The sequence below is a fragment of the Apibacter muscae genome, assembly GCF_007845635.1.
In the GTDB taxonomy this organism is placed as follows: Bacteria; Bacteroidota; Bacteroidia; order Flavobacteriales; family Weeksellaceae; genus Apibacter; species Apibacter muscae.
On the sequence record NZ_SELG01000031.1, the window covers coordinates 85589 to 111394 of the forward strand.

Here is a 25806-nt window from a genome sequence, read left to right on the forward strand (position 1 = left end):
CATGGAAAACGATAAATTTCAATACACAAACAGGATTGACTTGTCCTTATTAAAAATTTCAGCAGATAAAATTCGAGCCGAATTAAAAAAGATTATTGTTGGTCAAGAAGAAGCTATAGACTTGATTCTTACAGCCATATTGGCGGATGGACATTTACTACTGGAAGGTGTTCCTGGAGTAGCAAAAACAGTTCTTGCCAAACTTATTGCCAAATGTATTTCTGCACCTTTTAGTAGAATACAATTTACTCCTGACTTAATGCCCTCAGACGTTATCGGTTCCTCAATATACAATGAAAAAACGACAAATTTTGAATTTAGAAGAGGTCCAATTTTTTCAAATATTGTATTAATCGATGAAATTAATCGTGCACCAGCCAAGACTCAATCTGCGTTATTTGAAGTAATGGCAGAGAGGCAGATTACTGTAGATAGCCAAACTTATTTTTTCCCTCGTCCTTTTACCATTATAGCAACACAAAATCCAGTAGAACAAGAAGGTACTTATCGGTTACCGGAAGCTCAATTGGATCGATTTTTATTTAAAATTGAAATTGATTATCCAAAATTGGAAGAAGAAATTAATATTTTAAAAAATCACAATCAAATTGAATCACAAAATGAAACTGATTTAGTGCAAGCGGTAATTTCTGCTGAGGATATTATTAATTTTCAAAATTTAGTGAAAAAAGTGCATGTTGAGGACTCTATCATTAATTACATCGCCAAAGTAGTAACTTCCACTAGGAACAATGCCAATCTTTATTTAGGAGCATCCCCTAGGGCTTCTATTTCAATTTTAAATACTTGTAAATCCTATGCAGCCTTACAAGGAAAAGATTTTGTTACTCCGGACGATGTAAAATATCTTGCCCCATCGGTACTCAAACATAGAATTATACTAACTCCGGAAAGAGAAATGGAAGGTCTAACACCTACTTTAGTGATAAAGCAAATTATTGACGGAATTGAAATACCTAGATAGTTGTGTTAAAATTTTTTAAATCTTTATATCTTACCCAACGATTATTTCTAATATTATTAGGATTTGTATTAGCTTTTATTTTAGCTAATTTTATAGAACCTTTGTTTATTCTAGTTAAATATCTTTTCTTACTATATTTTTTAGCAATTATTGCAGATATGTTTTTATTGTATCTTGTAAAAAATGGTATTCGAGCCAATCGTTTATTGCCTGAAAAATTTAGTAATGGGGATGATAATCCTGTACATATCACTTTTGAGAATTTGTACAACTTTCATGTTTCATTATCAGTCATTGATGAGATTCCAATTCAATTTCAAATAAGAAATTTCTTATTCAAAGTAAAGTTAAAAAAAGGCGAGTGTAAAGAATATACGTACCAAATTCATCCTACGAAACGTGGAGTTTATAAATTTGGAAAATTAAATGTATATGCAGAAAGCATACTGGGACTTGTAAAAAAAAGATATATTTTTGAAGAAGGCAAAGACATAGCCGTATATCCTTCCTTTCTACAGCTTCAAAAATACGACTTATTGGCTTTCACCAACCGTTTACATGAATATGGGGTTAAAAAAATACGAAAGGTTGGTAATACTATGGAATTTGAACAAATCAGGGATTACGTTTATGGTGATGATATTAGAAACATCAACTGGAAAGCAACAGCTAAACGAAATCAGTTGATGATTAATCAATTTCAGGATGAACGTTCACAACCGGTTTACTCTGTGATTGACAAAGGTAGAGTAATGTTAATGCCTTTTAATGGTCTTTCTCTTCTTGACTACTCTATCAACGCAAGTTTAGTGATTTCCAATGTAGCCTTGCAAAAAAATGACAAAGCGGGACTGTTTACATTTTCAAGAAAAATTGAAAATAAAATTGTTGCTGAAAGGAGAAAATCTCAAATGGAGCTTATCTTAAATACTTTGTACAATATAAGGACTGATTTTGCTGAAAGCGATTTTGGTAGATTGTATGGAAATATTAAGAGAACTATCAATCAAAGAAGTTTAATCCTTTTATTTACAAACTTTGAAAATATGGATTCTATGCAACGACAGCTTCCTTATCTAAAAGCGATTGCTAAGAATCATTTATTGATTGTTATATTTTTTAAAAATGTTGAATTAAAAAAATTGATCCATCAACCTGCAAAAAATACCAGAGAGATTTACCAAAAAGTTATTGCTGAAAAATTTGCTTTTGATAAGGAATTAATTGTTAAAGAATTAAAAAAGAATGGGATACAGTCTATTCTTACAGAACCTGAAAAACTTACCATTAATACCATTAACAAATATTTGGAATTAAAGGCACGCGGTACTATTTAAAGACTACTTACTATGAAAATAACTACTGATATAAGCTCATTTGAAAATCAATACAAAGAAATTGCAAATTTTATTCAATTTGAAGATTTCCCTCTTGCTTTAAAAAGAATCATTGACTTAACGTTAGACACCGAAGAAATTAGCTTTTACAGGGAAGCTCATGATCTTCTGGCTTGGAATGATTATAATGAATCTAATTTAGATGGCAAAAAGGAAAAATATAGCTTATTACTTAATCAGCTATATACTTTTCTAGTAAAAAAACCTATAGTTCCTTCCACTGACTTATTAGAAATAAAAAACTTAAAAAAAGCTTATAGCAAGTCTTCGTTTGCCTTAGGTCCTATTTCTTTTAAACTTAAAGAAGGAGAAATAATAGGTTTGGTAGGTGAAAATGGCAATGGAAAAACAACTTTACTTAGAGCTCTATGCGGAGAACTACTTCCAACAGACGGTGAGATTAATTATCACTTTCATTACCAAAATAATTATGATTTAAGAAGCCGCTTGGTTTACATACCTCAAAGATATACTTCTTGGCAGGGAGCTATCCTCGATCAATTGCGTTTTGCGGCTGCCTCTTATGGAATTAAAGGCGAAGAAAACTTGCTTTTGGTTGAGCTTGTTTTAAGTAGACTGGGACTAAGAAATTACCAAAATTTGCAATGGAAAAACTTATCTTCCGGTTATAAAATGCGTTTTGAACTTGCACGAATGCTTATACGTAAACCTAAATTATTATTAATTGATGAACCATTGGCAAATTTAGATATCAATGCTCAACAAACTGTTTTGAATGATTTTAAATCCATTGCTAAATCTCCATTCAGACCTTTAGGCATTATTCTAAGTTCTCAGCAATTGTATGAGGTTGAAAAAGCAGCAGATCAAGTAGTTTTCTTGAAAAATGGAGAAAAAAAATATACTCAATCTAAAATAAATTCTGAAAATTCAACCCACCATGAATTCATAATTGAATTTGAAACTGAATGGCAATATGAAAAATTATATCCAATATTTTCTGCCTTAGAAATCACTAAATTACAATTCAACGGCGGATCCTTTTTGGGATATTTCCCTAAAACTGTAACTATGAATCATTTTTTACAGCTTATTATAGAAAATAACATTCCTATTAAATATTTAAGAGATATTTCTAACTCTACCCGTCGTTTTTTTGTTTAAACTACTACTAAAATTTAATTATGTTAAAAAAATTACAATCTAATTTATTGGTAAATCATCCATTACTTTGGAATCTTAAATTAGTTCCTATACTTATACTTATAGTTATTTTTAATATACTCTTCTTTTTCTTAGGTTATTTTTCTACAAAATTTACCTTTAATAACTATACTAGATTTCCTTATGATCATTACAATGAGCCAAACTTTCCTTTATATGGTATTGCTATACTTTCTTCTTTGCTCACCCTCATAGTTTGGCTAACCTTTTATTTAAAAAATAATGGATTTAAATCTTTATATCCTAGAACTTCCTTTTCTTTATTTAAGGAATGGATCTTATCTTATTTTATTATTATAGGCGCTTTCCTATATTGCTTTTCCTTTTATCAAGGATCCTTAACCAAAACTAGAAGCTATGCATCATTAGAAGAAACTAATAAAACCTTAGATTTATTAGTGAAAATTAATTATTTAATCCCTAATGTGTATTTGAATGATTACAACGATATTGAAAGTGGTAATTTCCCTAATTCCTTATTATCCTTAAAAAATTACCAATATACCCGTAAAGATTCAATATATAGCCATCAGGTGCATGAATGGCTAATCAAGGAAAACAAAGACAGTATTAAAAGTACCCTAAATTCATTTTTAGATCTACATAAAAAACACCATTTAAAGACTAATTTAACTACTGACTCTTGGATAAAATTTTATTATCATCCACCCGAATATATTTTAGATTCTTATTTAAAACTAGATAATTATAAAGATAATTATTATTATTTCAACCATGTATACCATAATATTTTTGAGGCCTATAATTCTTTAGAACCTGTTTTAAAGTTTGTATTAATCACGTTTTATATTGCATTGGTATTCTCTCTTATTATTTTTTCTATTCGAGTTACTCATGCAAAGGCTTGGATCACCTCATTTATTATATTAGGATTGTTGATTTTTACCAGCGGCATCTTTATGGCAATTCTAGATTTTATATCTTTTGGCTATACCTCTCAAAATTTATATACTTATTTCTGGCTTCTAACTTTTTTAATTCTTTTCCTACATCTTGAAAGTAAAATATTAGGTAAAAATAAAACTAAAGGATTTTCCTCTATCTCCTTAAATTTAGTCCTGTGGATTTTCCCCTTTGTACCCTATATAATATTTATAATTTTCATGAATTGGTGTAAAAATTTATCTCCCATTGAAAATAGGTCTAGTTCTTGTATATACTCCTACTTTAGTGAAAATTTAGATAAATTTTTATGGCTAAATTTGATTTTAAGTATTGTAGTCCTGTTCTTTTTTGTAAAACAAATAAAGGTATGGAAATCTTTGCCAGAAGAATAAATTATCAATTGTATTATTAGTAAACATCTATTATATATTTTTATGTATAAAAGGTTCCCTCTTTCACTTCGTATTTTTTTAGTTATAATACTGGTTGTCGTTAGTAGTATGTTTGCTATGGGATTGATTACATTTTACCAATATGTAAGAATTGCTAGGGAATACAATAATAAAAAACTTGAAAGAAAAGAACAGTTAATTGTAGAAACTTTTGACTATCTACTATCCAAAAAAAATACAGCATCCAGTGAAGTAAAAGATAAAATTGGGAATAAAATTTATGAAATTTCAGACATTAATAATCTTGATATTAATTTTTATTCTTTAAACGGAAATTTTCTTTTAGGAAATAAAATCCCTGATGCTTCCACAAAATTTATTCCTAAAGAATATTTAAAAAGTCTTAGTATCAATAATGATCGCATAAAGATTAATAAGAAATCGGCACTTACCGGAGAAAACTATGCTACCATCTACCGCTATATTTATAATAACAATTATGAGCCTATTGCTATCATAAATTTCCCTTTCTTGCATGATGAATTCTTCTTAAAAAAGGATTTCCATACTTTATTGTATCGATATTTAGTAATCATGTTAATAGTTTTGGTAGTTAGCGGTGTTTTTTCATGGTTTTTCTCTCAAACTTTAACACGAAAAATAAAAGATCTAGCCCAAAGACTTAGCGATACTGGAGCATTAACCAACAATCGACCTATACTATATAATTACATAGACGAAATAAGTCCATTGGTTAAGGCTTACAACATAATGTTAGTAAAGTTTAAAGAGCAAACCGATGCTCTTATAAAATCTGAGAAAGATAGTGCTTGGCAGCAAATGGCTAGACAAGTGGCTCATGAAATTAAAAATCCGCTAACCCCAATGAGGTTAGAAATTCAAAGTTTTCAATTAAGATTTAATCCTGAGGATCCTGAAATTAAGGATAAATTAAATAAATTAATTCGTTCATTGATTACCCAAATAGATACCATTGCTTCCATAGCTGAAGCTTTTTCAGACTTTGCAAAAATGTCAATCAAAAAAGATGAAAAAATCAATGTTTTAGAAATTGCAAAAAATTCATTGGAAATTTTTCCCTCTCAATACATTGAGATTGTTGCAGAAGAAAATATTATACTAAACTTTGATCCAAATTTATTAAATCGTATACTTACCAATCTGGTAAAAAATGCTTTTCAGGCAATTCCAGAAAATCAAACACCAGAAATTGCTGTAAAAATAGCTCAAGACAATTACAATGTATATTTTTTTGTCATTGACAATGGTACTGGAATTCCTGAAGAAATTCAATCTAAAATTTTTACTCCCCAGTTTTCTACCAAATCTAGTGGTAGTGGGCTTGGTTTAGCCATTATTAAAAAAATTATTGAGGAGTACAATGGTTCCATCAATTTTACCTCTGAAGAAGGGGTAGGAAGTGTATTTAAATTTGAAATACCCAAAGGTGAATAATTGTTTTAAATTTAAAAAATTTACAATTAAACAGGAAAATTCTGTTTTTAAAGTGGGTACCGATGGCGTTCTACTGGGCTGCTTGGCAAATATTAGTAATGCCTATAATTTACTGGATGTAGGTACAGGCACTGGCTTGTTATCCTTAATTTCTGCGCAAAGAAATCCTTCTATTTCAATCATAGCTATAGATTCTGAAGTAGAAGCTGCTTCCCTAGCTAAAGAAAATTGTTCTAAATCTTCTTTCTCTAAAAATATTAGAGTTATTCATGAGGATTTAAATAATTATTCTTCTGATTTTCCTTTTGATTATATAATTTGTAATCCTCCATTTTTTAAAACTTCTAAACAATTGCATCAAAAGCACCCTGTGGCTAGACATCAAATAAAATTTTCTTATGATTTACTATTTACTAAAGCAAAAGAAATTATAGCTAAAAATGGGAAACTGGGGCTAATCTTCCCTATAGATGGTGAGAAAGAAGTTTTAAGTAAAGGCGAAAGTAATCATTTTTATCCTGAACGAATGGTTTATATTTCTGGAATTAAAAATGGGAGATTTAAAAGAATTTTTACGGAGTTTTCTTTAAATAAAAAGGAAATATTAACAGATAGTATATATATAGAAGAAAGTCCCAGAGTATGGTCTTCAAAATACAAGAATTTAACTACCGATTTCTATTTATAAAATTGCTTCAAAGGCATCTTCAATATGGTTTACTTGCCAACGATTCTCATTTCTAATAAGTGAAATAATATCAAACCTTACATTGATTTCCTCCGGATAATTTTCTGCATAACGATTGGCTGCATCAATCAGCAACTTCTTTTTAAATACATTTACTGCTTCTTCCGGGCTTATTAAAGAATTTCCAGATCTGCCTTTAACTTCCACAATAACCAAATAAGAACGGTATAGGGCTATGATGTCAATTTCTGCCTGATGAAACCTCCAATTGGTTTCTAAAATAGAATACCCTTTATTTCTAAGATATTTCTGAGCTTCTTTCTCTGCTTCTTTACCAAAGTCATTATGTATAGCCAATTTATTTTTGTTTAAAAATTTTCTTTTCTATAAAATAACAACAAATACATCCGAACGTATAAGCAATCATATCTTCCCAACTGAATGAAGTTCCTAAAATAATTCTTACCACCTTATTCTTTATATCTAGAACATCTGCCAGTCTTAAATATTGAGTGAACTCTACCAGATAAGCCAGTAATAATGTTGCTATTATCAACGGTAAAGTTTTAGTTGGCAAGAAGGTTTTAAATGCATAAAATACTAGAAATACAACTAAAAAATCTCCACCATAGGGACGAATAAATGAATCTTTTACATAAATACCAATTACAATCTCTATTAATAAAAAAAATAAAAAAAGGAGAAAAGCTCGTAAACTAAATGTAAATTTCATAGTGCCCGTATTTATAATTTTATAATCTCTATTTCTGAGTTTAACAAATATATTAATTGTTTACTATTAATTCTTTTCCCCATGGATAGCAATGCATTTTCGTAGGATTCGATTTGCTTTTTATGCTTAGATAGCTTTTGCCCTGTTTTAAAATCTAATATATGAAACTCACCGTTCAATTCAACCAATCGATCCGGTCGATAGAATTTATGCTCCCAAAGTATTTCCTGTTCTTTATATATTCTAACCTCCTCACTAAAAAAGATTTTTAAATCTTTATGAATAACAAGATTCGTAATTAGCTCTTTAACAATTGGTAAATTCTCTGATTCTAATACCCCTTTATAGATATATTTTTTTAAAATTAAAGGTAAATCCTCTAAAGTTTCTATCTCTGCTAATATTGCATGTATTGCATTGCCATATTGTATTTCTTTATTCTCTTCTCTATAGAATTTGTGAATCTCTGAGCTTACTTTTAATTTTTGATTCCAACTTCCAGAATACCACTGAATCATTTGATCTTCTATTGGATAATCTTTATCCTTAGGTTTAAGATTTGTAAAATGAGTGTTCGGATATAGTTCAATAACTCCCTTCGCTTCATGTCCTTGGTTGGCTAAAAAACTAGAAATGGAACTTATAGATTTTTCAGATTTCTGCTCAATTAATAAAAATAATTGTTGAACGGCTCTAGTGGTTGCTACGTATTCTATGCACAATTCATCAATCTTTTTTTCAAATTCCTGTTTATCTATTACTTGTTTAATTTCTTCGTTTGTTTCATCTAAATTGGATTTACTTGAGGTGTAGTATTTATCAAAACCTTCGTACAAATCTTCCTCTAAAGGAAACCAATATTCTTCACTATTCGACTTTCTTTTTTCATAACGTGGATAAATAACTAGAGGAAATTCTAATCCCTTGGATTTATGTATAGTCATAATCTGGATAGCATTTCTATGTTCTGGGAATCTAATGGATAATCCTTTACTTTTTATTTCCCAATGTTCTAAAAATTCTGATAAACTTAAGACAGAATTTTTTTCAAATTGTAATATCATATCCAACAATGCTGATATGTATAAGTCTTCTTTACTTCCGAAGTTTAAAGAATTAATAAATTCTTCTGCAAAATCATAAAAACTTAAATTGTTGGATTGCTTATTATGTATTTGTAGGTTGAATTCTTCGCTCAAGAATTTAAGTATCTCTGTGAAACTTAGATTTTGAAGTTTTAAAATTTCTTCCGTAAAATCTTGTATTTTTATTTTATCTAACTTATATAGCTGATATAGCATTCGTATTAAAGGCACTTTATCCTCGGGTTTTTCAATCCAGCGAAAGGCATATATGATTGCTTGTATTGCTGGAGATGAAGCAACTAGAAGGGCTTCTTCTGTAAGTATGGGATAACCTTTTTCAATTATTTTTTCTACGATTGAGTAGCTATGGTTCTTATTTCTTACTAGTATTACAATATCTTGAAAGGCAAAGCCATTACTTAAAGATTCCTCTATAATTTCCACCACTCTTTCTGACATAAAATCATCCTCTTCTTCTTTGGGGGGTACAAAGGATACTTGAACCCTACCTCCTTCTTTTTGAAAAGAAATTTGTTGCAATTTATTTCCAAATAAATCTTTGTAATCGGGATTTGAAAGTTCTGTATTCGCTAAAAATTGATAGTATTGATTGTTAAAATCTACCACATTGGGTAAGCTTCTATAATTATTCTGTAAATTTTCAATTTGTATGTTTTTTTCTTCGGCGGATGATATAAGATCAATCAAAATTTCGGGTTTGCCTGATCTAAATCTATAAATAGCTTGTTTGGGATCTCCTACTAAGGTGATTGATGTTCCATCGGATACTTTTGCATTTTCAATTAAGGGCAAAAAATTATCCCATTGCAATTGGGAAGTATCCTGAAATTCATCAATAAAATAGTGATTGTATCTACCTCCAAGTTTTTCATAAATAAATGCCACTGGCTCCTCTTTTAAATGCCTGCTGATTAACTTGTTTACATCTGAAAGAAATACCACATCGTTCTCCTCTTTTTTTTGGTCTAAAAAGCCTGTAATTTCAGATTGTAATTCTAGGGTAATTAGATTTTTTCGAACGGATTCATCAATTTTAATTCTATTAACCAGCTGTTTTATTTGATTAAAAGCCTTTATCATTTCTGGAGCTATAAGCTTAATATCATCCTCTTTAGGGGATTTCGCTTTTGCATATTTCTCTTCCTCACAAAATTTTTTATAGTTAGCAGATTCAAAATTTAGAAATATATTCCCTTCTAAAGCTATTTTATAAAAAGCGGCTCCCATTCCATTTTTTCCTTGGTAAAAATCAGAAGCTTCCAAACCATGGGTTTGTATTAAATCAACAATTTTCTTAGCAATATTTATTACTTCATCATGATTGCTTTTTATTCTTTTTACCAGTATTTGATTGAGTTTTTTAAAATCTTCAAAATCTTTTTGGGTTACCGATTCTAGATTCTCCAAATGCATTTCCTTAAGAAAATTTTGGGAAGAGCTTAATAGCTCTTTTCGGATATCTGTGGTTGACTCATTTTCAAACTTCCAAAAAATATAGTTTAAAATTACTTCTGCAAAAGGATTCTCTGTACCCAATTGATAGACCAATTCGTCTATGGACTGTTTTAAGTATTCGGAAGCATCTAGTTCAACAGAGAAAGAATATGAGAGACCTAGTTCTTTAGTAAAAGATTTCATCAATCGAAGATTGAATTTATCTATAGTGCTAACGCTTAGTAATGAATAATGATGCAATAAGTAAGAAAGTGTCTTGTAGGCTCTTTGATTTAAAATTTCCAGGCTTATTCCTAACTCCTCAGAAATTAATTTTAAAACAATATTTTCTTTGTATTTTGTTTTATCAGAAAATTCCTTTAACCAGTTAAGAATCCTCACTTTCATTTCGTTAGCCGCCTTATTGGTAAAAGTTACGGCTAAAACCGATCTTACCGTGTCTAAATTTTCATCTTTTAATAGTATAGTAACAAGCTTCTTTACCAATGTAAAAGTTTTCCCTGCTCCAGCAGATGCATTGTATATTGTATAGTTTGTTTCCATAAGTGTTTTTTCACTGGCTAAAACAAAAGTAATTAAATTGTTTGGGCTTAGAATTTGAACTAATAAAAAATTTTAACTATAAAGTTAACCTCATCAATCTCAAAAAATATAAATTATTTTTTACATAGATTTATTTTATTATTTTTTCACAGCTCACTCTATCAATTTCTTGATATTTATTTTTTTAATAATTCTACCTTATCATTATTAAACTGTAGTATATAGGTCGATAGCTTATGAATTTCGTCTTTATCGTGGCTCACAAAAAAAATAGTGGGTTGTAAGCTTTCGTAAATTTTAAGTATTTCCTCTTGTAATTTAGTACGCATGGGAAGGTCTAAGGCAGATAAAGGTTCATCTAAAAGGAATAACGAAGATTCTGTGGCTAATGCCCGCGCTAAAGCTACTCTTTGCTTCTGTCCTCCGGAGAGTTGGTGAATTCTTTGCTTGCGCAAGTTTTGCAAGTCCATGATTTTTAAGAGCCGATGAGTCAACTCCGGGTTATGTTTATGGCTTCTGCCAAAATCTATGTTTTGTTCTACGTTCATATTGGGAAAAAGGGCATAATCTTGAAACATAAAACCCAGTTTCCTTTTTTGTGGTGGTACATTCATTTTTTTTTCTGAATCAAAAAAAACTTGTTTTCCAACTTTTATTTTCCCCCTCTCCGGAGTTTCCAATCCGGCTAGTATACGTAAAAATGTAGTTTTGCCTGCGCCTGAGGGTCCAGATAGACCTATGATTTCTTTTTCAGGAATCTCTGTATTTATACTAAGATTTTTTTTACCGTTGGGGGTTAAAAAAGAGTATTCTAGGTTAATTTGAATCATGAGCTAGATTATAGGGTATTGATTTTAAAATTTTTGTTTATACTATAAATCAATACCAATAGAAAAAAAGAGATTATAAAAAGTACCAAGGAATATTGATGAGCGGCTGGGTAGTTTAGGGCTTGTACTTCATCATAGATTGCTATGGAAGCTATGCGGGTTTGTCCCGGAATATTCCCTCCCACCATTAAAACTATACCAAATTCCCCTATGCAATGGGCAAAGGTGAGTGCTACACCGGTGATAATAGAGGATTTTATATTGGGTACTAGAACCTTGTAAAAGGTCACCCAAGAAGATTTACCCAAGGTGTAAGAGGCTTCTTTGTAACTTTTAGGCAAGGAACTAAAACCATTTTGAATGGGTTGTACCATAAAAGGTAATCCGGCAAGGATACTTGCAATTAAGATTCCCTGAAAAGAAAACGCCCAACGTGTATTTAAATATTGATCCAGAAAGCTTCCTAAAATATTTTCCGGGCTAAAAGCAACCAGTAAGTAATACCCCATAACGGTAGGAGGTAGTACCATAGGCATACAAATGAAAGCTTCTATAGGTGCTTTAAACTTAAATTTACTATACGTAAGCCAATACCCTATGGGTAAGGAAATTACCAGCAGTATTATTGTAGTTGAAATGGCTAATTTCCCTGTTAGAACTAAAGTATTTAAAAAGTCTGAATTCAATTATTTATTATTTTTTATTGGCTAGTCCATACCCATACTTCTCCCATAGGGAAGAACATTTTGGGCTTATGATGTAGTTTAGAAAAATTTTTGCTTGTTTATTATTTTCCTGTCCTTTAATTAATACAGCAGCTTGAGCAATCGGTGAAGCTTGATTTTCCGGTATTACATAGTACTTTCCTTTTTCTTTCATTTGTGGCGCTAAGGCTAAAGAAAGAGCAATAAATCCTACTTCTGCATTGCCAGACGAAGCAAATTGTGCGGTTTGATTGATGTTTTCTCCCCAAACTATTTTATTTTCTATTTGATTATAAAGGTTTAATTTCTTTAAGAGATTTACAGCGGTTTCTCCGTAAGGGGCTTGAGAAGGATTTGCAACGGCTATTTTTTTTACTTGTGGAGAGGTTAGAATGGATAAACCTTTACTGACCTCTATAGAGGAACTCCACATCGCTAACCTTCCGTAACAATAATTTATAGGTAAACCCTCTGCCATCCCTTTTTTTACTATACTTTCAGGAAATTTGGTATCTGCGGATAAGAATAAATTATAAGGGGCTCCATTTAAAATTTGTTGAGTTAAAGTTCCTGAAGATCCATAAATCATTTGCAATTGTACTTCTGGATTTTCTTTGATATACTGCTCTTTAATTTCATCCAATACATACCTTAAATTGGCGGCGGCTGCAATGGTTACTTTCTGCTCTTTAGGACTACATGAAATTATAGTTAGAATTGCAGATATGAATAGAATAATTTTAATCTTCATAGATGTAAAAATAAAATTAGTGTTGACCTCCATTTCTAATTTTAAACAGATGTAAGAGAGATGGAAATAAAGCTTCCATAGACTCTTTTGCTCCGTTGGTAGATCCGGGAAGCGTAACAACCAATGTTTCTTGAATTAACCCGGCAACGCTTCTGGATAGCATGGCTAGGGGAGTTCTATCTTGTCCGTAAGCTCTCATGGCTTCCGCTACTCCTGGTATTTCTTTTTCTAGTAAGGGTTTAACCGCCTCCGGGGTTACGTCTCGTTGAGACAATCCCGTACCTCCGGTAATCAAAACCATATTTACTTCTTGCTCTGTATATTTTTTAATCTGATTTTGAATTTCGGTTACTTCATCAGGTATAATGATATAATCGGATATTTCAACCTCACAATTTTCTAATTTTTCTATTATTACCTTCCCTGCTCTATCTTCTTTTTTTCCTTGGGAAATACTATCGGAACAAACAATAACTGAAGCGGTTAAAGGTGGGTTAAATGTCTCTTTTCTATCGCTTTTTCCCCCTTTCTTCTCCACTAATCTTATATTTTGTATTTCTATATTTTTATCCACCGGTTTTAACATATCATACATTGTAAGTGCAACTACTGACGAAGCATGCATGGCTTCTACTTCTACTCCGGTTTTATAAATGGTATGAATTTCTGTTGTAATGTAAATGGTTAAGTTTTTAATTTCAAAAGATATAGATGTGTACTCTATAGGTAAAGGATGACAATCTGGAATTACATCACTGGTTTTTTTAGCGGCAAATAAACCGGCAGTTTTTGCCATTTCAAACACATTGCCTTTGGGTACTTTATTTTCTTGTATTGCTTGAATGGTTTCAATTCTACTTACTTTAACTTCTGCTTGTGCGATAGCTTTTCGTAATGTATTTGCTTTTGCTGTTATATTTACCATAATTGATAATCTTCTATAATATTTGTTTATAAATGCTCGTATTTCTAAACGTATATTTTATATTTATTCTACTTTTTTAATTATTCGTATGAGTATAAAACAATCTTTTCTCCCAATTTTCTATTATCCCCGTATCTATTCTTTTCTTTAAAATTCTTTTCCAACTTTCGGCCAATGGCTTTAATTCTATCATCTGATTTAATTCAGGAATATTTATGTCTTCAAGATATAAAACTTTTAATATTCTTGTTAAAGAATATTCCGGGTGGGGTCTGGCATCCAATTCAAAAATATCTCCTGCCTTAATTTTTCCTTCTTGAATAACACGGTAGTACCAACCTGTTTTTAAAGAATTTTGGACTTGCACTGCCATGTTTTCTATGCCAAATCTAAAATTTAGTTTCCAACAGGGCTGTCTGGCTTGGCTTACTTCAATTATACAACTGCCTAAACGATATACATCCCCAATACAAACCATATCTTCATTCATGCCTAGGGAAGAGATATTTTCGCCAAAGGCTGCTGGTGAACTTAGCAGGGGTTGATTCGGATATTTTTGTTTCCAATAGGAATAATTCTCAAATGCATATTGATGTAGGGCTTTATCTTTTCCTCCATGGTTTTTTTTATCTGCTTGGGAATCTAAAATTAGTCCTTCTTTACGTACGTATTGAGATTCTTTTATCTCATGTTTATTAATCGCACTGTAATATCCCGTATTTGCTAAGGATGCTTCTTTTCCTATATGCAAAGATTGTATAATGGGCAGATCCATGTTACTTATTTTCTTTCCAGTGATAGGATTGGTTGTTATATATTTCCTTTCCCCAAATGGGTAATTCTTTCTTTATTCTTTCTACCAATTCCTCACAAGCTTCCATTGCTGTTTTTCTATGCTTGGAGGAGGTAAACACAAATAAACAAATTTCGCCTTTTTTCACTTTCCCTAAGCTGTGATACAGATGAATACAAACCAATTCGTGCTTGGAAAATATTTCTTCTCTTAGAATCGCTAATTTATTTATGGCCATTTCTTTATAGGCTGTAAAATGGATGGCTTCAACTTCTGTATCTCCCTTTTTATCTTCTCTTACTTGTCCTAAAAAAAGGCTGTGTCCTCCTATATTGGTTTTGGCACTATGTTTACGGATGCTCTCTGAAATAAATTCCGGAGGAATCGCTCCGTCTATAAAAGGATCTATTTTTCTATTTTTTTTATCATTCATGGGAATCTATTAATTATAATATAGTTTTTATTCCTCCGCTAACTTGTTGTATTTTTTTATCAGGATATTGGGCTTTGGTTATTTCAAGTGCTTTTTGACTTCTAATCCCTGATTGGCAAATAAATATAATCCGTTCGTATTTTTCAAGTTCTTGAAACTCATTTTTTAACCGCTCTAAAGGGATGGATTTGCATTTTTTCAATTGAATTCTGGGCATTTCATCCTCGTTTCGAACATCTATCAATAGCGCTTGATCATCTTTAAGTAAATCTTCCAATTCTCTTAAGCTTTTTACATCCGTATCTTGCACTAATTTACAAGTTTCTGAATAATTTTCTGGTTTTAGTTCCTCTTGGGTTTGGGGAGAAGTATTGAGTTTTGATTTTGGATATTTAATAATGGAGGTATGATAATCCAACATATTAATAAGTAATAATTTATGAATCAATACATCGCCTATACCGGTAATCAATTTTATTACTTCATTGGCTTGCATCGTACCGACCATGCCCGACAAGGTCCCTATAACTCCGGCTTCATTACAATTTGGAATTTCGTCTGGTTGAGGAGGAAGTGGAAAAAGATCTCTGTAATTGGTCATCCTGTCTTCTTTTTCTATGTTAAAAACCGCTACCTGACCTTGGTATTGGTAAATTGCTCCATAAACTAAGGGTTTCTTTTGTAGATAACAAACATCACTTAACAAGTAACGGATAGAAAAATTATCTGTACAATCTACGACAATATCGTAGGAATCAATGATTGAAAATACATTTTCTAAAGTTAATGGATAGGGATAAGCCTTTACTTTTAAATTGGAATTTAACTTTTCAAGCTTATCTTTAGCTACTTCTGCTTTTAGTATATCTATGTCTGATTCTTCAAACAAAATTTGCCTATGTAAATTAGATTCTTCTACTTTATCATAATCCACAACCCCTAAAGTACCCACGCCAGCTGTAGCCAAGTACTGCAATACAGGGCAGCCCAACCCTCCAGCTCCGACAACTAAAACGCTAGCATTCCATAATTTTTTTTGTGCTTTCTCTCCAAAATTCGGGAGAATGATTTGTCTATTATAACGTTGTAAATCCATCTCAATTTTTGATCTAAGAATTTTTATCCTCCTGAGTAAGGAGGTAGCAAAGCTATTTCTGCGTTTTCTGGAATCGTATCAGAATCTTGTTTAATTTCTTCGTTTATCACAATTAAATAAGTGGAGGTTTTTAATTGCGGAAATTTTTTCTCCAGTTGATTTCTTAATTCTATAACAAAATTTTCTTCTTTATCTAAATGATATTCTTCTGTTTTAAATATATCTGTAAGTTTTCCAAAAATTTTAATCTTCATGTTTAAGTATTTTTTCTACATATTTAAATTCTTCAGGGGTATTTACATTCACAAATCTATTCTCCGAGATTATTTCATTCAATTCAATACAATTACAACTGACTTCTTCTAAAAATGTTTTCATTTTTAGTTCTCTTTGCTTAATTTTTTGTTCTAATATGGAAAGTAAGCCTGGCGAATAAATGCCCAATACTGGAATTAATCTTTGATTGTAAGTAGCTATTGTGGTTTGTCCTTTTTGATGGCTCTTAATAAGTATGCCAATAACTTCAGTTGAAATTAAGGGCATATCACAACTGATAAAAAAAGTATCAGCCTTAAATTTAGTTAAAGATGCATAAATTCCACCTATTGGACCATGGTTAGTCTCTATATCTGGAATTAAAGGCAATCCCAAGGATTCGTACTTTAAATTATTAGTATTTATATAAATGCTAGTAAAAAACTGTGACAATACCTGAATTGTATTAGCAATTAATGGTTTATTACATAAAGGTTTTAAACCTTTATCTTCCCCCATTCTAGAGCTTTTTCCTCCAGCTAAAATGACTGCATTAATTCGCATTTTTATCTTTAAATTGATTAAATTCTTGGTTAATTTTTCTAAATTTTTCCAATAATCTTTTTCCTTCCTTTGTTAAAAAAGTTCCTCCTCCTTCTCTACCTCCTACATTCTTAATTACTAAAGGCAAGGGTGCAAACTGATTCATTTCTTGTACCATGCCCCAAGCTTTCCTATAAGATATATTTGTACTGCGTGCTGCCGCTGCTATTGAACCTGTTTTTTCTATAAATTCCAACAATAATGCTCTACCTCTACCAATTTTAAGTCCTTTAGGGGTTTCCAACCAAATATGTCCTTCAATTCTTAAATCTTCCATAGGGTTACTTCTTCATTTTCTTCTATTAATCGGGGATCTCCATGAAGTTCTACTAAGCAATTGGCTTTCGTAAAAGCATCCATTTTATAAGATTCTTGTGTTGGCAATAGACAAACTTTCCCTTGCTTATATATAGCCTTTAAAAACAAAGTAAGAGTATTTTCTTTCTTATAGGCAGTTGCTAATCTTGCCGTTCTTTTAGATTTATTGAAATTTAAATTTCCTTGAATGCCCTCTAGAAATGGACGGACATACTGATAAAAATTAATCAATACGGATGCTGGATTTCCCGGTAGTGCAAAAACATATTTATTCTTCTTTTTTCCAAAGAATATGGGTTTCCCTGGTTTCTGTTGTATTTTGTAAAATAGTTTTTCTACTCCACTAATTTCTAAAGCTTCTTTTACAAAATCGTAATCTCCTACTGATATACCTCCAGTCATTATCAATATATCTACTTCTTCCCAAAAATCTTGAATGGTTTCAATCGTTGAATCTTTATCGTCTAGAACTTTAACTATTTTATGAGGTTGAATGTTTATATCTTGTAACAGGGCTTTTAGAGCCTGAGAATTACTTTCATAAATCTGCCCCTGTTGCAAGGGTTTTCCTGCTTCAACCAATTCATTTCCTGTAACTATAAGCCCTACTTTAGGAAATGCATATACAGGTAGCTGTGTAAAACCAAATCCGGCAAGAAAGCCTACAATACCAGAATTTATAAATGTGTTTTTAGGTACGAGTAAATCTCCTTTTTTAGTTTGTGAAGCTTTCAGCCTCACATTCATTCCTTGGAATATTTTAGAATCTTGTATCTGAAGTTCTCCTAAATTTTCCTTGATTTTTTCCTGCATTACTACAGTATCTGCTCCTTTAGGGATCGGTGCACCGGTATATATACGAGCTACTTCTCCCTTTTTTAATATGGGTAGATCTGTCGCTCCTGCTTGAATGGTATAACTAATTTTTAGTGGAATTTTCTCTTTATATTGTTCATAGTTAAATGCATATCCATCCATGGCTGAATTGTCAAATGAAGGCACATCTAAAGGAGCATAAATATCTTCCGCTGTATAATGATACAATGCTTCTTCTAAGTTTTTTTTAACTATAGAACCTTGATATATTTCGCTTTTAACAATATCTTTTGCTTGGGAAACGGTAATAAAATTCATTTTCAATAGGTCAAATTTGTCATAACGATAAATAAAAAATTATCCTCCTATTTTAATCATACTTCGATTATTTAACTGATCAGGATCAAATTCTTTGAGTTGATTTAGTTGCCCTCCTACTTTCTCATGTTTTTTGTAAATGCATTTTTCTATAAGGGGTTTAATGTCTTGCTTATTTCTATAAGCACCCAAAAGATCAAACTCTTCTTTTCCAAAAAGGCAATTTTTCATTTTACCGTCGGAAGTTAATCTCATTCGATTACAACCTTCACAAAAGGGTTGGCTTACTGTGGTTATAAAAGCAAAAGTACCTTTGGCTCCTTCCAACTTGTATTTTTTTGTAGTATCAAAAACTTGATCTTGGATTTTATTAAATCTATGCTTTTCAGCAATACTGCTTAACATTTCAGACATGGATACTACGTTTTTTTTATTCCAATGATTGCCATCAAAAGGCATAAATTCAATAAATCTAACTTCTATTGGATACTTCATGGTTAGATTAACAAAATCATTGACTTCTATTTCGTTAATCCCTTTCATTACTACTACATTCAGTTTTATATGAAAACCATTCTCTATAAAAGTAAGTAAATTTCTCCATACTTTATGAAATGCATCACGCTTAGTTAGCTTGAAAAAAATTTCTGGATTTAAGCTATCTAAACTAACATTTATGGTTAGAACATTTGTATCTTTTAATACGCTTTCATATTTGTCTAACAATACTCCATTGGTGGTTAAAGCAATTTGGACGGGTAACTGAGAAATTTTTTCAACAATGGTAGCAAAATCATGCCTTACCAAAGGTTCTCCACCGGTAAGGCGAATTTTATTCACTCCATAATCAACGAAGATTTTGGATATTTCAAAAATTTCATCTGCCTGCAATTGTTCCTTGGAGGGTAAACAATGTATATTTTCTTCAGGCATACAATAGATACATCGAAAATTACAGTTATCGGTAAGTGATATTCTTAGATAACTATGTTTTCTTCCGAATGTATCCGTTAAATTATTCATATTGATTCTCTGACTTTTTATTTTCTTTATTTTTTATTGAAGCCGGTAAATATTTAAGTAAAAATAAACTGGATATAAATAAAAATAAAGAGGCTATAAAAGTAGCCCATGCAAATCCATGGTTCCCATCTAAAGCATTATTTAAAGCTCCATACATTAACCAGATTTGAAGGGCTAATATAAGGATAAAAATTACAATTATTGCAGAAGTTAGGGTATTCATTCTGCTTGGATTTACGGGATTGTTTACCTTGTGTTTTTTTTTCATCACTTATACTTTTTCTTTTACATAGATTTTCCCGTCTTTTATTATTACGGATAATTGAGGCAAGGGTCTAGGCGGTGGACCTTGCAAAACATCTCCAGTTTCTGGATTGAAAAATCCTTGATGGCAGGGGCAAACAATCTTATTGATTTCGTGATTGTATAAAACGGCACAGGATAAATGTGTGCATTTTTGTTCAAAACATCTCCATTTGTCTTCTCCTAAATGGATGAGTATGTAAGGCACTTTGTGATTTTCTTTAATTGTGAAGGATTTCATTTGACCGATAGGAACTTCTGAAGTTTCACATACATAAAATTCTTCTTCTACTTCTTTTTTGGATGGTAATAGGGATTTAGCCGCTATAAACCCATTGCCAAGTGCTAATCCTCCAGATAATAAACATAAAAATTTAGCAAATTCTCTTCGGGATACATGGGTAGATTCTTCTTGTCTTACAGGAAAATCAGATTTCCATATAGGTTCTTTGTTATCTTTTGACATGTTTTTTTATTTCTTATGTAATTAGTGAACTTTTAACTCTTTGCTGCCTTTGGGCATCATAATATTTACTTTAGTAACAACTTCTTCTTGACCAAATATAAATTTATTTACCGGGGTACTATTCGGTCTTTTTTCCTCTATTTCTTCTCTAGTCCCATAGAAAAGAGCTCCACTAGGACAAACGGTGGCACACATAGGTTTTAGTCCTGCACTTGTACGATCGTAACACATGTTACATTTCATCATAAGCTCTGCTTCTTCTATTTTTTTAGGAACTCCGAAGGGACATGCCATTACGCAGTTGGAACAACCAATACAGCGAGCCGTGTTGGCTGAGTGTAATACTCCAAAGGAATCTTTGGTAATAGCATCGGCAGGACATACATTAGCACAAACTGGATCTTCGCAATGCATACAAACTTGTACAGTAGTTTGTACGGTATGTTTTCGATCTACATAATGAATATGTATCATACTTTCTTGACCATTCGTTTCACATTCTGCACATGCCATCTCGCAGGAGTGGCACCCAATACACCTCTGCATATCTACAAAAAATTCCATGTTTTTATTATATTCTGTAGTTGTCATTTTTTTTTATTTTAGTTGTCTAAACTTTGAAATGCATCTGATTTTTGAGAATCAGGGGCTTTTTCATTGGTATTCATAATTTTGCAAGCACACACTTTAAATTCAGGAATTTTAGATAGAGGATCTAAACTTGAAACGGTTAACTGATTGGCAGAATGTTTCCCTCCCCAGTGGTAAGGGATAAATATAGTATCTTCTCTTATCGTATCAACAACATTGGCAGGCAAAGTCATTTCACCTCTTCGTGTTATTACTTTTGTTAAATATCCATCTTGAATTCCATATTTTGCCGCTAATTTTGGATGGATTTCCATGAGTGGCTCCGGATACTGATCTACAAGTTTACCAATTCTTCGTGTTTGTGTTCCACTTAAATATTGTGAAACAACTCTACCTGTAGTTAAGATGATTGGGTAATCTTCATCAATCATTTCTGAAGACTCTTTATAGGTTACTGGGTTAAAATGAGCTTTACCATCCGGAGTTTTAAACTTTAAATCTTCCCAAAGCCTTGGAGTTCCAGGATGATCTAATGAAGGACAAGGCCAAAATACTCCCATATTTTTTTCTACTTTTTCGTAGGTAATTCCATAGTAATCAGCCGTTCCTCCTTTGGATGCTACTCTTAGTTCGTTGAAAATATCCTCTGCATTTTTATAATTAAACTTACTTTCTTCTCCTAATCGTTTGGCCAATTCTTTTAAAATATCACTATCTTTTCTCGCTTTTCCTGGAGGGGTAATGGCTTGATTAATTCTAACTACTCTTCCTTCGGCTGTTGTTACGGTTCCTTCTTCTTCCTCTTGTAATGAACCTGCCAGTACTACATCTGCATATCTTGCTGTTTCACTTAAAAAGAAATCTATGGCTACGTAGTATTCTAACTTTTCTAAAGCTTCTCTTACATAATTATTATTGGGTAGGGATACTAATGGATTAAAGCAAATGGAGATCAACCCTTTAATTTCTCCTCTGTGTATAGCATCAATGATTTCATAGGCACTTAATCCTTTACCGGGCAAATCTTTTTCTTCAATTCCCCAAACTTCTGAAATGTATTTACGATGTTCTGGATTTTCAATATCTCTATTTCCCGGAAGTTGATCGCATTTGTGTCCATGTTCTCTTCCTCCTTGTCCGTTTCCTTGCCCTGTTATTGTTGCATAACCACAATAAGGCTTTCCAATTCTACCTGTTGCTAAGACTAGATTTATAACTCCTAATACATTGTCAACCCCTTTGGTATGATGCTCAATTCCTCTTGCATGTAGAAAAAAGCTAGTTTTTGCTTTCCCCCACATCTCGGCAGCTTTGTATATTTTAGCTGCTGAAATTCCTGTTATTTCTTCTGCCCATTCTAAAGTATAATCTTTAACTACCTCTATTGCTTCCTTAAAACTACTGGTATGTTTTTCAATAAATTCTTGGTCTATCCAATCGTTATCTACCAATATTTTTAACATAGCCCCGTAGAGTGCAGAATCTGTTCCTGGACGTACATCCAAATGTAAATCCGCTGTACGTGCGAATGGTACCATTCTTGGATCTACGACAATTAATTTTGCTCCATTATCTCTTGCTTCCCAAAGTGGGTGAGTTAAAACAGGGAAAGTTTCACTTACATTGGCTCCTGCTACAATAATAACTTCTGCATGCTTAAGGTCAGACCAATTATTGGAGGCTCTATCCAAACCAAAGGCTTTCTTATTCCCGGTACCAGCACTAACCATACAAAGTCTACCATTATAATCCAGATTTTTAGTTTTTAAAGCAACTCGAGCAAATTTACCAACCATGTAACTTTTTTCATTGGTTAGCGAAACACCTGATAACATTGCAAATGCATCCTTTCCATATTGGTCTTGAATTCTATTAATCTCCGCTACGGTTTTGCTCATCGCTTCCTCCCATTCGATGGGTTGAAATCCTACCCCTTCTACCCTTTTCATTGGGGAAAGTATACGATCTGGATGATTATTTTGAAGATACCTTTGTACTCCTTTGGGACATAATCTTCCTTCGTTAAACGGGAACTCTCTCCAAGGTTCAAATCCTACCACTTTGTTGTCTTTAACCTTTAGTTGTATCCCGCATTGCATACCACAAAAACAACAATGTGTTTTTACTAATTTATCTGGTTCCTCAACCCCTTTAAATCCTTCTTTAGGTGTATATTGTTTATGTGGACCAAACTCTTCAATAATTTTTTTATCGCTTACCGGTATTTTAGACATTTTCTTTCTTTTACTAATTTATTATTTTTATTATCCAAAAAAACTTCCCGCTTCTTCTCTTGCTTTTAAATGAGCTTTTGCCAACATACATCTTTTTCCTTCGGGGCTATAATCTAAATGACTTTTTCCATTGGATAATTTAAAATTAAAGCCCAACTCTTGGGTTACTGTTTTTAAATCATCAATATGCATTTGAGTAGCAAATTCTTCTTCCGTATAAGGACATTTTGCTAAACCATTTTTAATGCCTTCTGTTTTATAAATATTAGCACCTAACTGCGCTGGACGTTGAAAAATATGAAAAAATTTCCCAAATGGAATCCACACCAAAAAGAGTATTACAGTAACGGCATGTGTAACAGACATAAACTGATTCGTTTTACCTTCCAAATATGTATAGTCAAACGTAATTCCTATACCGGTTACCGAGATTGCTATTAGCAACAACAAGGGTAACCAATCTCCATCAAAAGTTTGGGTTGCTATTAATCCTCCATGAGTCATTCTTCTTTTCATCATCATAATTGAACCTATTATAACCAATACCGAACACCACACCAAAGCATGAAATATAAGAAAGGCTATGAATGATCCTAATTGAAAATCCATCATTTTAAAACCAAATAAATGAGCTTCATAGGTAGTAAGTGACCCTGATTCTAAGGTAAAATGTATCCATCCGAAGGTTAAGGGAAAAGTGATAGCAAAGGCTAACATACACCCGGTTGCTAACAAAAAATGACCGATCCATCTTGTTCTTCCTCTTGGATAAATAAATTTTTGAAAAAGTATGTTTTGAAAAAACAATCTTAATCCTCTTCCTATATAGGCTACAAAATATTTACTAAAAAGAAATTGCCAGGATCTTTTCCAATACATTTTCGTTGGAGGTCTTTGCAACCAGATAGAATATCTATAGGTTATGCCAAAGATGGCGAATACCGCTCCAAATAAATATGCGATTAAGGCAGCGTCAAAATTTTGCAAATTTCTTGATCCAATAAAAACCATAACAATGGTTAAAATTGAAGCTATTATGGCTTTAAGTAATGCCGATTTGTTTAGGTTTTGAAACAAATGAAACATAATGTATTTATTTTATTTTATTAACTTGGTCTTTCAGCTCCTTTTCTTTGATAATAATACCAATTCACCCATGTTGCTATCATTGAGAATATTAATACGCCCCAGAAAAATCCGTTTGCACTTTTTCTTCCTGCTAGTTCTGATGCATGCAGTTCTGAGCCTAGGATCAATGAAAAAATAAAAGGTCCATAGGCTGCAATAGCCGCAGTCCAACCTATAACTCCTGCTGCATGTACTGCGTTACTTTTAAATATTATAGGAAATTGTCTAAAAGTTCCAGCATTTCCTATGCCTGAGAAGAAAAATATTGCCAACATCATTGCTAAAAAGCTAGGAAATTGTTCCATGGAAGTCGGTGAAACGGAACCCATAAATATCATAACTCCAATACAAATAATAAAACCAACTCCTGTAATGGTTGTTAAGATTGCTCCTCCTACTTTATCTGCAACAAAACCAAAAGCTACACGACTGGCTGAACCGATTAAAGGACCGTAAAAAGCATATTTTAATGGATCGGGTGCGCCTGGAAAATCGCCGTATAATGATTTTATCATTAGTGGAAATGCTGCAGCTAGGCCTGAAAATGTACCAAAAGTCATAAAATAGGTAATGGTACAAAACCAAGTATGTTTTTGTTTAAATATACCCATTTGTTCTTTAAATGATGACTTTAAGGGTATACTTTTTAAGCCGAACCAACAAACTATAGTCATTACGATCAACAGAGGTACATATATTAAAGCTGTACTTTGCAAATATATTGGCTTAGATATTACTTCCTGCGTAACTGAATTTGTAGTTTTTAGTATTTGAGGTGCTCCTACTATGGCTACTCCTAAAAGGGCTGGTGTAAGAAATTGAACAATGCTTACTCCAAAGTTTCCTATTCCTGCTTGAATTCCTAAGGCTGTACCTTTTAAACGAGCGGGAAAAAACATGTTGGTTGATGGCATAAAGGAAGAAAAATCTCCTCCGCCAAAACCCATAGTAAATGCGAGGATAGCAAAAACCCAGAAAGGCGTTGATGGATCCATAACTGCAAATGCAATTCCTACTACGGGTATTAATTTTATTAAGGTTGAAATTGTTATGGTATGTCTTGTTCCATATATGGGAATTAAAAAGGTATGAACAATTCGTAAAGTTCCAGCAGCTAATCCCGGCAGAGAAGCCAACCAAAATAATTCTTTTTCTGTAAATTTAAAACCTACGCCGGTTAATTTAGTTACAATCCCACTCATTAAGTACCATACTATAAAAGATAATGTAAGTGAAATGGTGGTAATTATTAAAGTTCTCCAAGCAATTTTTTTTCCTTTTAATTCCCAAAAGTTACTGTCTTCAGGGTTCCATTCTTTAAGCCATGTAGCCATAGTTTTATTCTTTTTGTTT

General features: G+C 32.0%; 27 protein-coding genes. 6 read left to right on the forward strand and 21 right to left on the reverse strand.

Going from position 1 to position 25806, the window contains the following annotated elements:
- Nucleotide 1 precedes the first annotated feature (1 nt).
- Genes ETU08_RS04415 through ETU08_RS04440 form a run of 6 tightly spaced genes read left to right on the forward strand, consistent with a single transcriptional unit; the run spans nt 2 to nt 7029 of the window.
- Nucleotides 2-985, forward strand: coding sequence for an AAA family ATPase (locus ETU08_RS04415; protein WP_146261809.1), 984 nt, complete (start codon nt 2-4; stop codon nt 983-985).
- Nucleotides 986-987: 2 nt separating this feature from the next.
- On the forward strand, nt 988-2322 hold the full coding sequence (locus ETU08_RS04420; protein WP_146261810.1) for a DUF58 domain-containing protein: 1335 nt from the start codon (nt 988-990) through the stop codon (nt 2320-2322).
- A 12-nt stretch (nt 2323-2334) separates the two neighbouring features.
- Nucleotides 2335-3507 (forward strand): ABC transporter ATP-binding protein, encoded by a 1173-nt coding sequence (locus ETU08_RS04425; protein ID WP_221410536.1) that lies wholly within the window; start codon nt 2335-2337, stop codon nt 3505-3507.
- Between the two features lie 20 nt (nt 3508-3527).
- The gene (locus ETU08_RS04430; RefSeq protein WP_146261811.1) at nt 3528-4865 is read left to right on the forward strand and encodes a hypothetical protein; all 1338 of its coding nucleotides are present in this window, start codon (nt 3528-3530) and stop codon (nt 4863-4865) included.
- Nucleotides 4866-4907: 42 nt separating this feature from the next.
- Nucleotides 4908-6341 carry a sensor histidine kinase gene (locus tag ETU08_RS04435; RefSeq protein ID WP_146261812.1) on the forward strand — a complete coding sequence of 478 codons (1434 nt, stop codon included), beginning with the start codon at nt 4908-4910 and terminating at the stop codon, nt 6339-6341.
- Entirely contained in the window at nt 6334-7029 is a 696-nt protein-coding gene (locus tag ETU08_RS04440) for a tRNA1(Val) (adenine(37)-N6)-methyltransferase (protein WP_185145279.1), read from the forward strand. The genes ETU08_RS04435 and ETU08_RS04440 overlap by 8 nt, the downstream gene beginning before the upstream one ends.
- Here the strand turns inward: ETU08_RS04440 and ETU08_RS04445 are convergent.
- From ETU08_RS04445 to ETU08_RS04545, 21 genes are all read right to left on the reverse strand, one after another.
- Nucleotides 7024-7386, reverse strand: coding sequence for a YraN family protein (locus tag ETU08_RS04445; protein ID WP_146261814.1), 363 nt, complete (start codon nt 7384-7386; stop codon nt 7024-7026). The two genes, ETU08_RS04440 and ETU08_RS04445, sit on opposite strands and share 6 nt — an antisense overlap.
- A gap of 1 nt (nt 7387) precedes the next feature.
- Entirely contained in the window at nt 7388-7762 is a 375-nt protein-coding gene (locus ETU08_RS04450; protein WP_146261815.1) for a ribosomal maturation YjgA family protein, read from the reverse strand.
- An 11-nt stretch (nt 7763-7773) separates the two neighbouring features.
- Nucleotides 7774-10866, reverse strand: coding sequence for a UvrD-helicase domain-containing protein (locus ETU08_RS04455; RefSeq protein WP_146261816.1), 3093 nt, complete (start codon nt 10864-10866; stop codon nt 7774-7776).
- A 176-nt stretch (nt 10867-11042) separates the two neighbouring features.
- On the reverse strand, nt 11043-11696 hold the full coding sequence (locus ETU08_RS04460) for an ABC transporter ATP-binding protein (RefSeq protein ID WP_146261817.1): 654 nt from the start codon (nt 11694-11696) through the stop codon (nt 11043-11045).
- An 8-nt stretch (nt 11697-11704) separates the two neighbouring features.
- The gene (gene modB / locus ETU08_RS04465) at nt 11705-12382 is read right to left on the reverse strand and encodes a molybdate ABC transporter permease subunit (protein WP_146261818.1); all 678 of its coding nucleotides are present in this window, start codon (nt 12380-12382) and stop codon (nt 11705-11707) included.
- 7 nt (nt 12383-12389) lie between these two features.
- Complete coding sequence (gene modA, locus ETU08_RS04470; RefSeq protein WP_260391063.1) at nt 12390-13184, reverse strand: molybdate ABC transporter substrate-binding protein; 795 nt, start codon at nt 13182-13184, stop codon at nt 12390-12392.
- Complete coding sequence (gene moaCB / locus ETU08_RS04475; protein WP_146261819.1) at nt 13168-14076, reverse strand: bifunctional molybdenum cofactor biosynthesis protein MoaC/MoaB; 909 nt, start codon at nt 14074-14076, stop codon at nt 13168-13170. Before moaCB ends, modA begins: the two co-directional genes overlap by 17 nt.
- A gap of 76 nt (nt 14077-14152) precedes the next feature.
- On the reverse strand, nt 14153-14851 hold the full coding sequence (locus ETU08_RS04480) for an MOSC domain-containing protein (protein WP_146261820.1): 699 nt from the start codon (nt 14849-14851) through the stop codon (nt 14153-14155).
- A 1-nt stretch (nt 14852) separates the two neighbouring features.
- Nucleotides 14853-15302 (reverse strand): molybdenum cofactor biosynthesis protein MoaE, encoded by a 450-nt coding sequence (locus tag ETU08_RS04485; protein ID WP_146261821.1) that lies wholly within the window; start codon nt 15300-15302, stop codon nt 14853-14855.
- A gap of 13 nt (nt 15303-15315) precedes the next feature.
- Nucleotides 15316-16398 (reverse strand): HesA/MoeB/ThiF family protein, encoded by a 1083-nt coding sequence (locus ETU08_RS04490; protein WP_146261822.1) that lies wholly within the window; start codon nt 16396-16398, stop codon nt 15316-15318.
- A gap of 23 nt (nt 16399-16421) precedes the next feature.
- Nucleotides 16422-16652 carry a MoaD/ThiS family protein gene (locus ETU08_RS04495; RefSeq protein ID WP_146261823.1) on the reverse strand — a complete coding sequence of 77 codons (231 nt, stop codon included), beginning with the start codon at nt 16650-16652 and terminating at the stop codon, nt 16422-16424.
- On the reverse strand, nt 16642-17217 hold the full coding sequence (gene mobA / locus ETU08_RS04500) for a molybdenum cofactor guanylyltransferase (RefSeq protein WP_146261824.1): 576 nt from the start codon (nt 17215-17217) through the stop codon (nt 16642-16644). Before mobA ends, ETU08_RS04495 begins: the two co-directional genes overlap by 11 nt.
- Nucleotides 17207-17533: a winged helix-turn-helix domain-containing protein gene (locus ETU08_RS04505; RefSeq protein ID WP_146261825.1), complete on the reverse strand. Its 327-nt coding sequence runs from the start codon at nt 17531-17533 to the stop codon at nt 17207-17209. The genes mobA and ETU08_RS04505 overlap by 11 nt, the downstream gene beginning before the upstream one ends.
- Entirely contained in the window at nt 17521-18708 is a 1188-nt protein-coding gene (locus ETU08_RS04510; protein ID WP_146261826.1) for a molybdopterin molybdotransferase MoeA, read from the reverse strand. The genes ETU08_RS04505 and ETU08_RS04510 overlap by 13 nt, the downstream gene beginning before the upstream one ends.
- 39 nt (nt 18709-18747) lie before the next feature.
- On the reverse strand, nt 18748-19731 hold the full coding sequence (moaA, locus tag ETU08_RS04515) for a GTP 3',8-cyclase MoaA (protein WP_146261827.1): 984 nt from the start codon (nt 19729-19731) through the stop codon (nt 18748-18750).
- Nucleotides 19724-19999 (reverse strand): DUF6755 family protein, encoded by a 276-nt coding sequence (locus tag ETU08_RS04520; RefSeq protein WP_146261828.1) that lies wholly within the window; start codon nt 19997-19999, stop codon nt 19724-19726. Before ETU08_RS04520 ends, moaA begins: the two co-directional genes overlap by 8 nt.
- A 3-nt stretch (nt 20000-20002) precedes the next feature.
- Complete coding sequence (locus tag ETU08_RS04525; protein WP_146261829.1) at nt 20003-20500, reverse strand: QcrA and Rieske domain-containing protein; 498 nt, start codon at nt 20498-20500, stop codon at nt 20003-20005.
- A gap of 21 nt (nt 20501-20521) precedes the next feature.
- Entirely contained in the window at nt 20522-21091 is a 570-nt protein-coding gene (locus tag ETU08_RS04530) for a 4Fe-4S dicluster domain-containing protein (protein ID WP_146261830.1), read from the reverse strand.
- A gap of 11 nt (nt 21092-21102) precedes the next feature.
- Complete coding sequence (locus ETU08_RS04535; RefSeq protein ID WP_146261831.1) at nt 21103-23325, reverse strand: molybdopterin oxidoreductase family protein; 2223 nt, start codon at nt 23323-23325, stop codon at nt 21103-21105.
- A 30-nt stretch (nt 23326-23355) separates the two neighbouring features.
- Nucleotides 23356-24411, reverse strand: a complete 1056-nt coding sequence (locus ETU08_RS04540) for an MFS transporter (RefSeq protein ID WP_146261832.1) — start codon at nt 24409-24411, stop codon at nt 23356-23358.
- Nucleotides 24412-24431: 20 nt separating this feature from the next.
- A complete protein-coding gene (locus ETU08_RS04545; RefSeq protein ID WP_146261833.1) occupies nt 24432-25787 on the reverse strand; it encodes an MFS transporter in 1356 nt (451 codons plus the stop codon).
- Nucleotides 25788-25806: the final 19 nt, after the last annotated feature.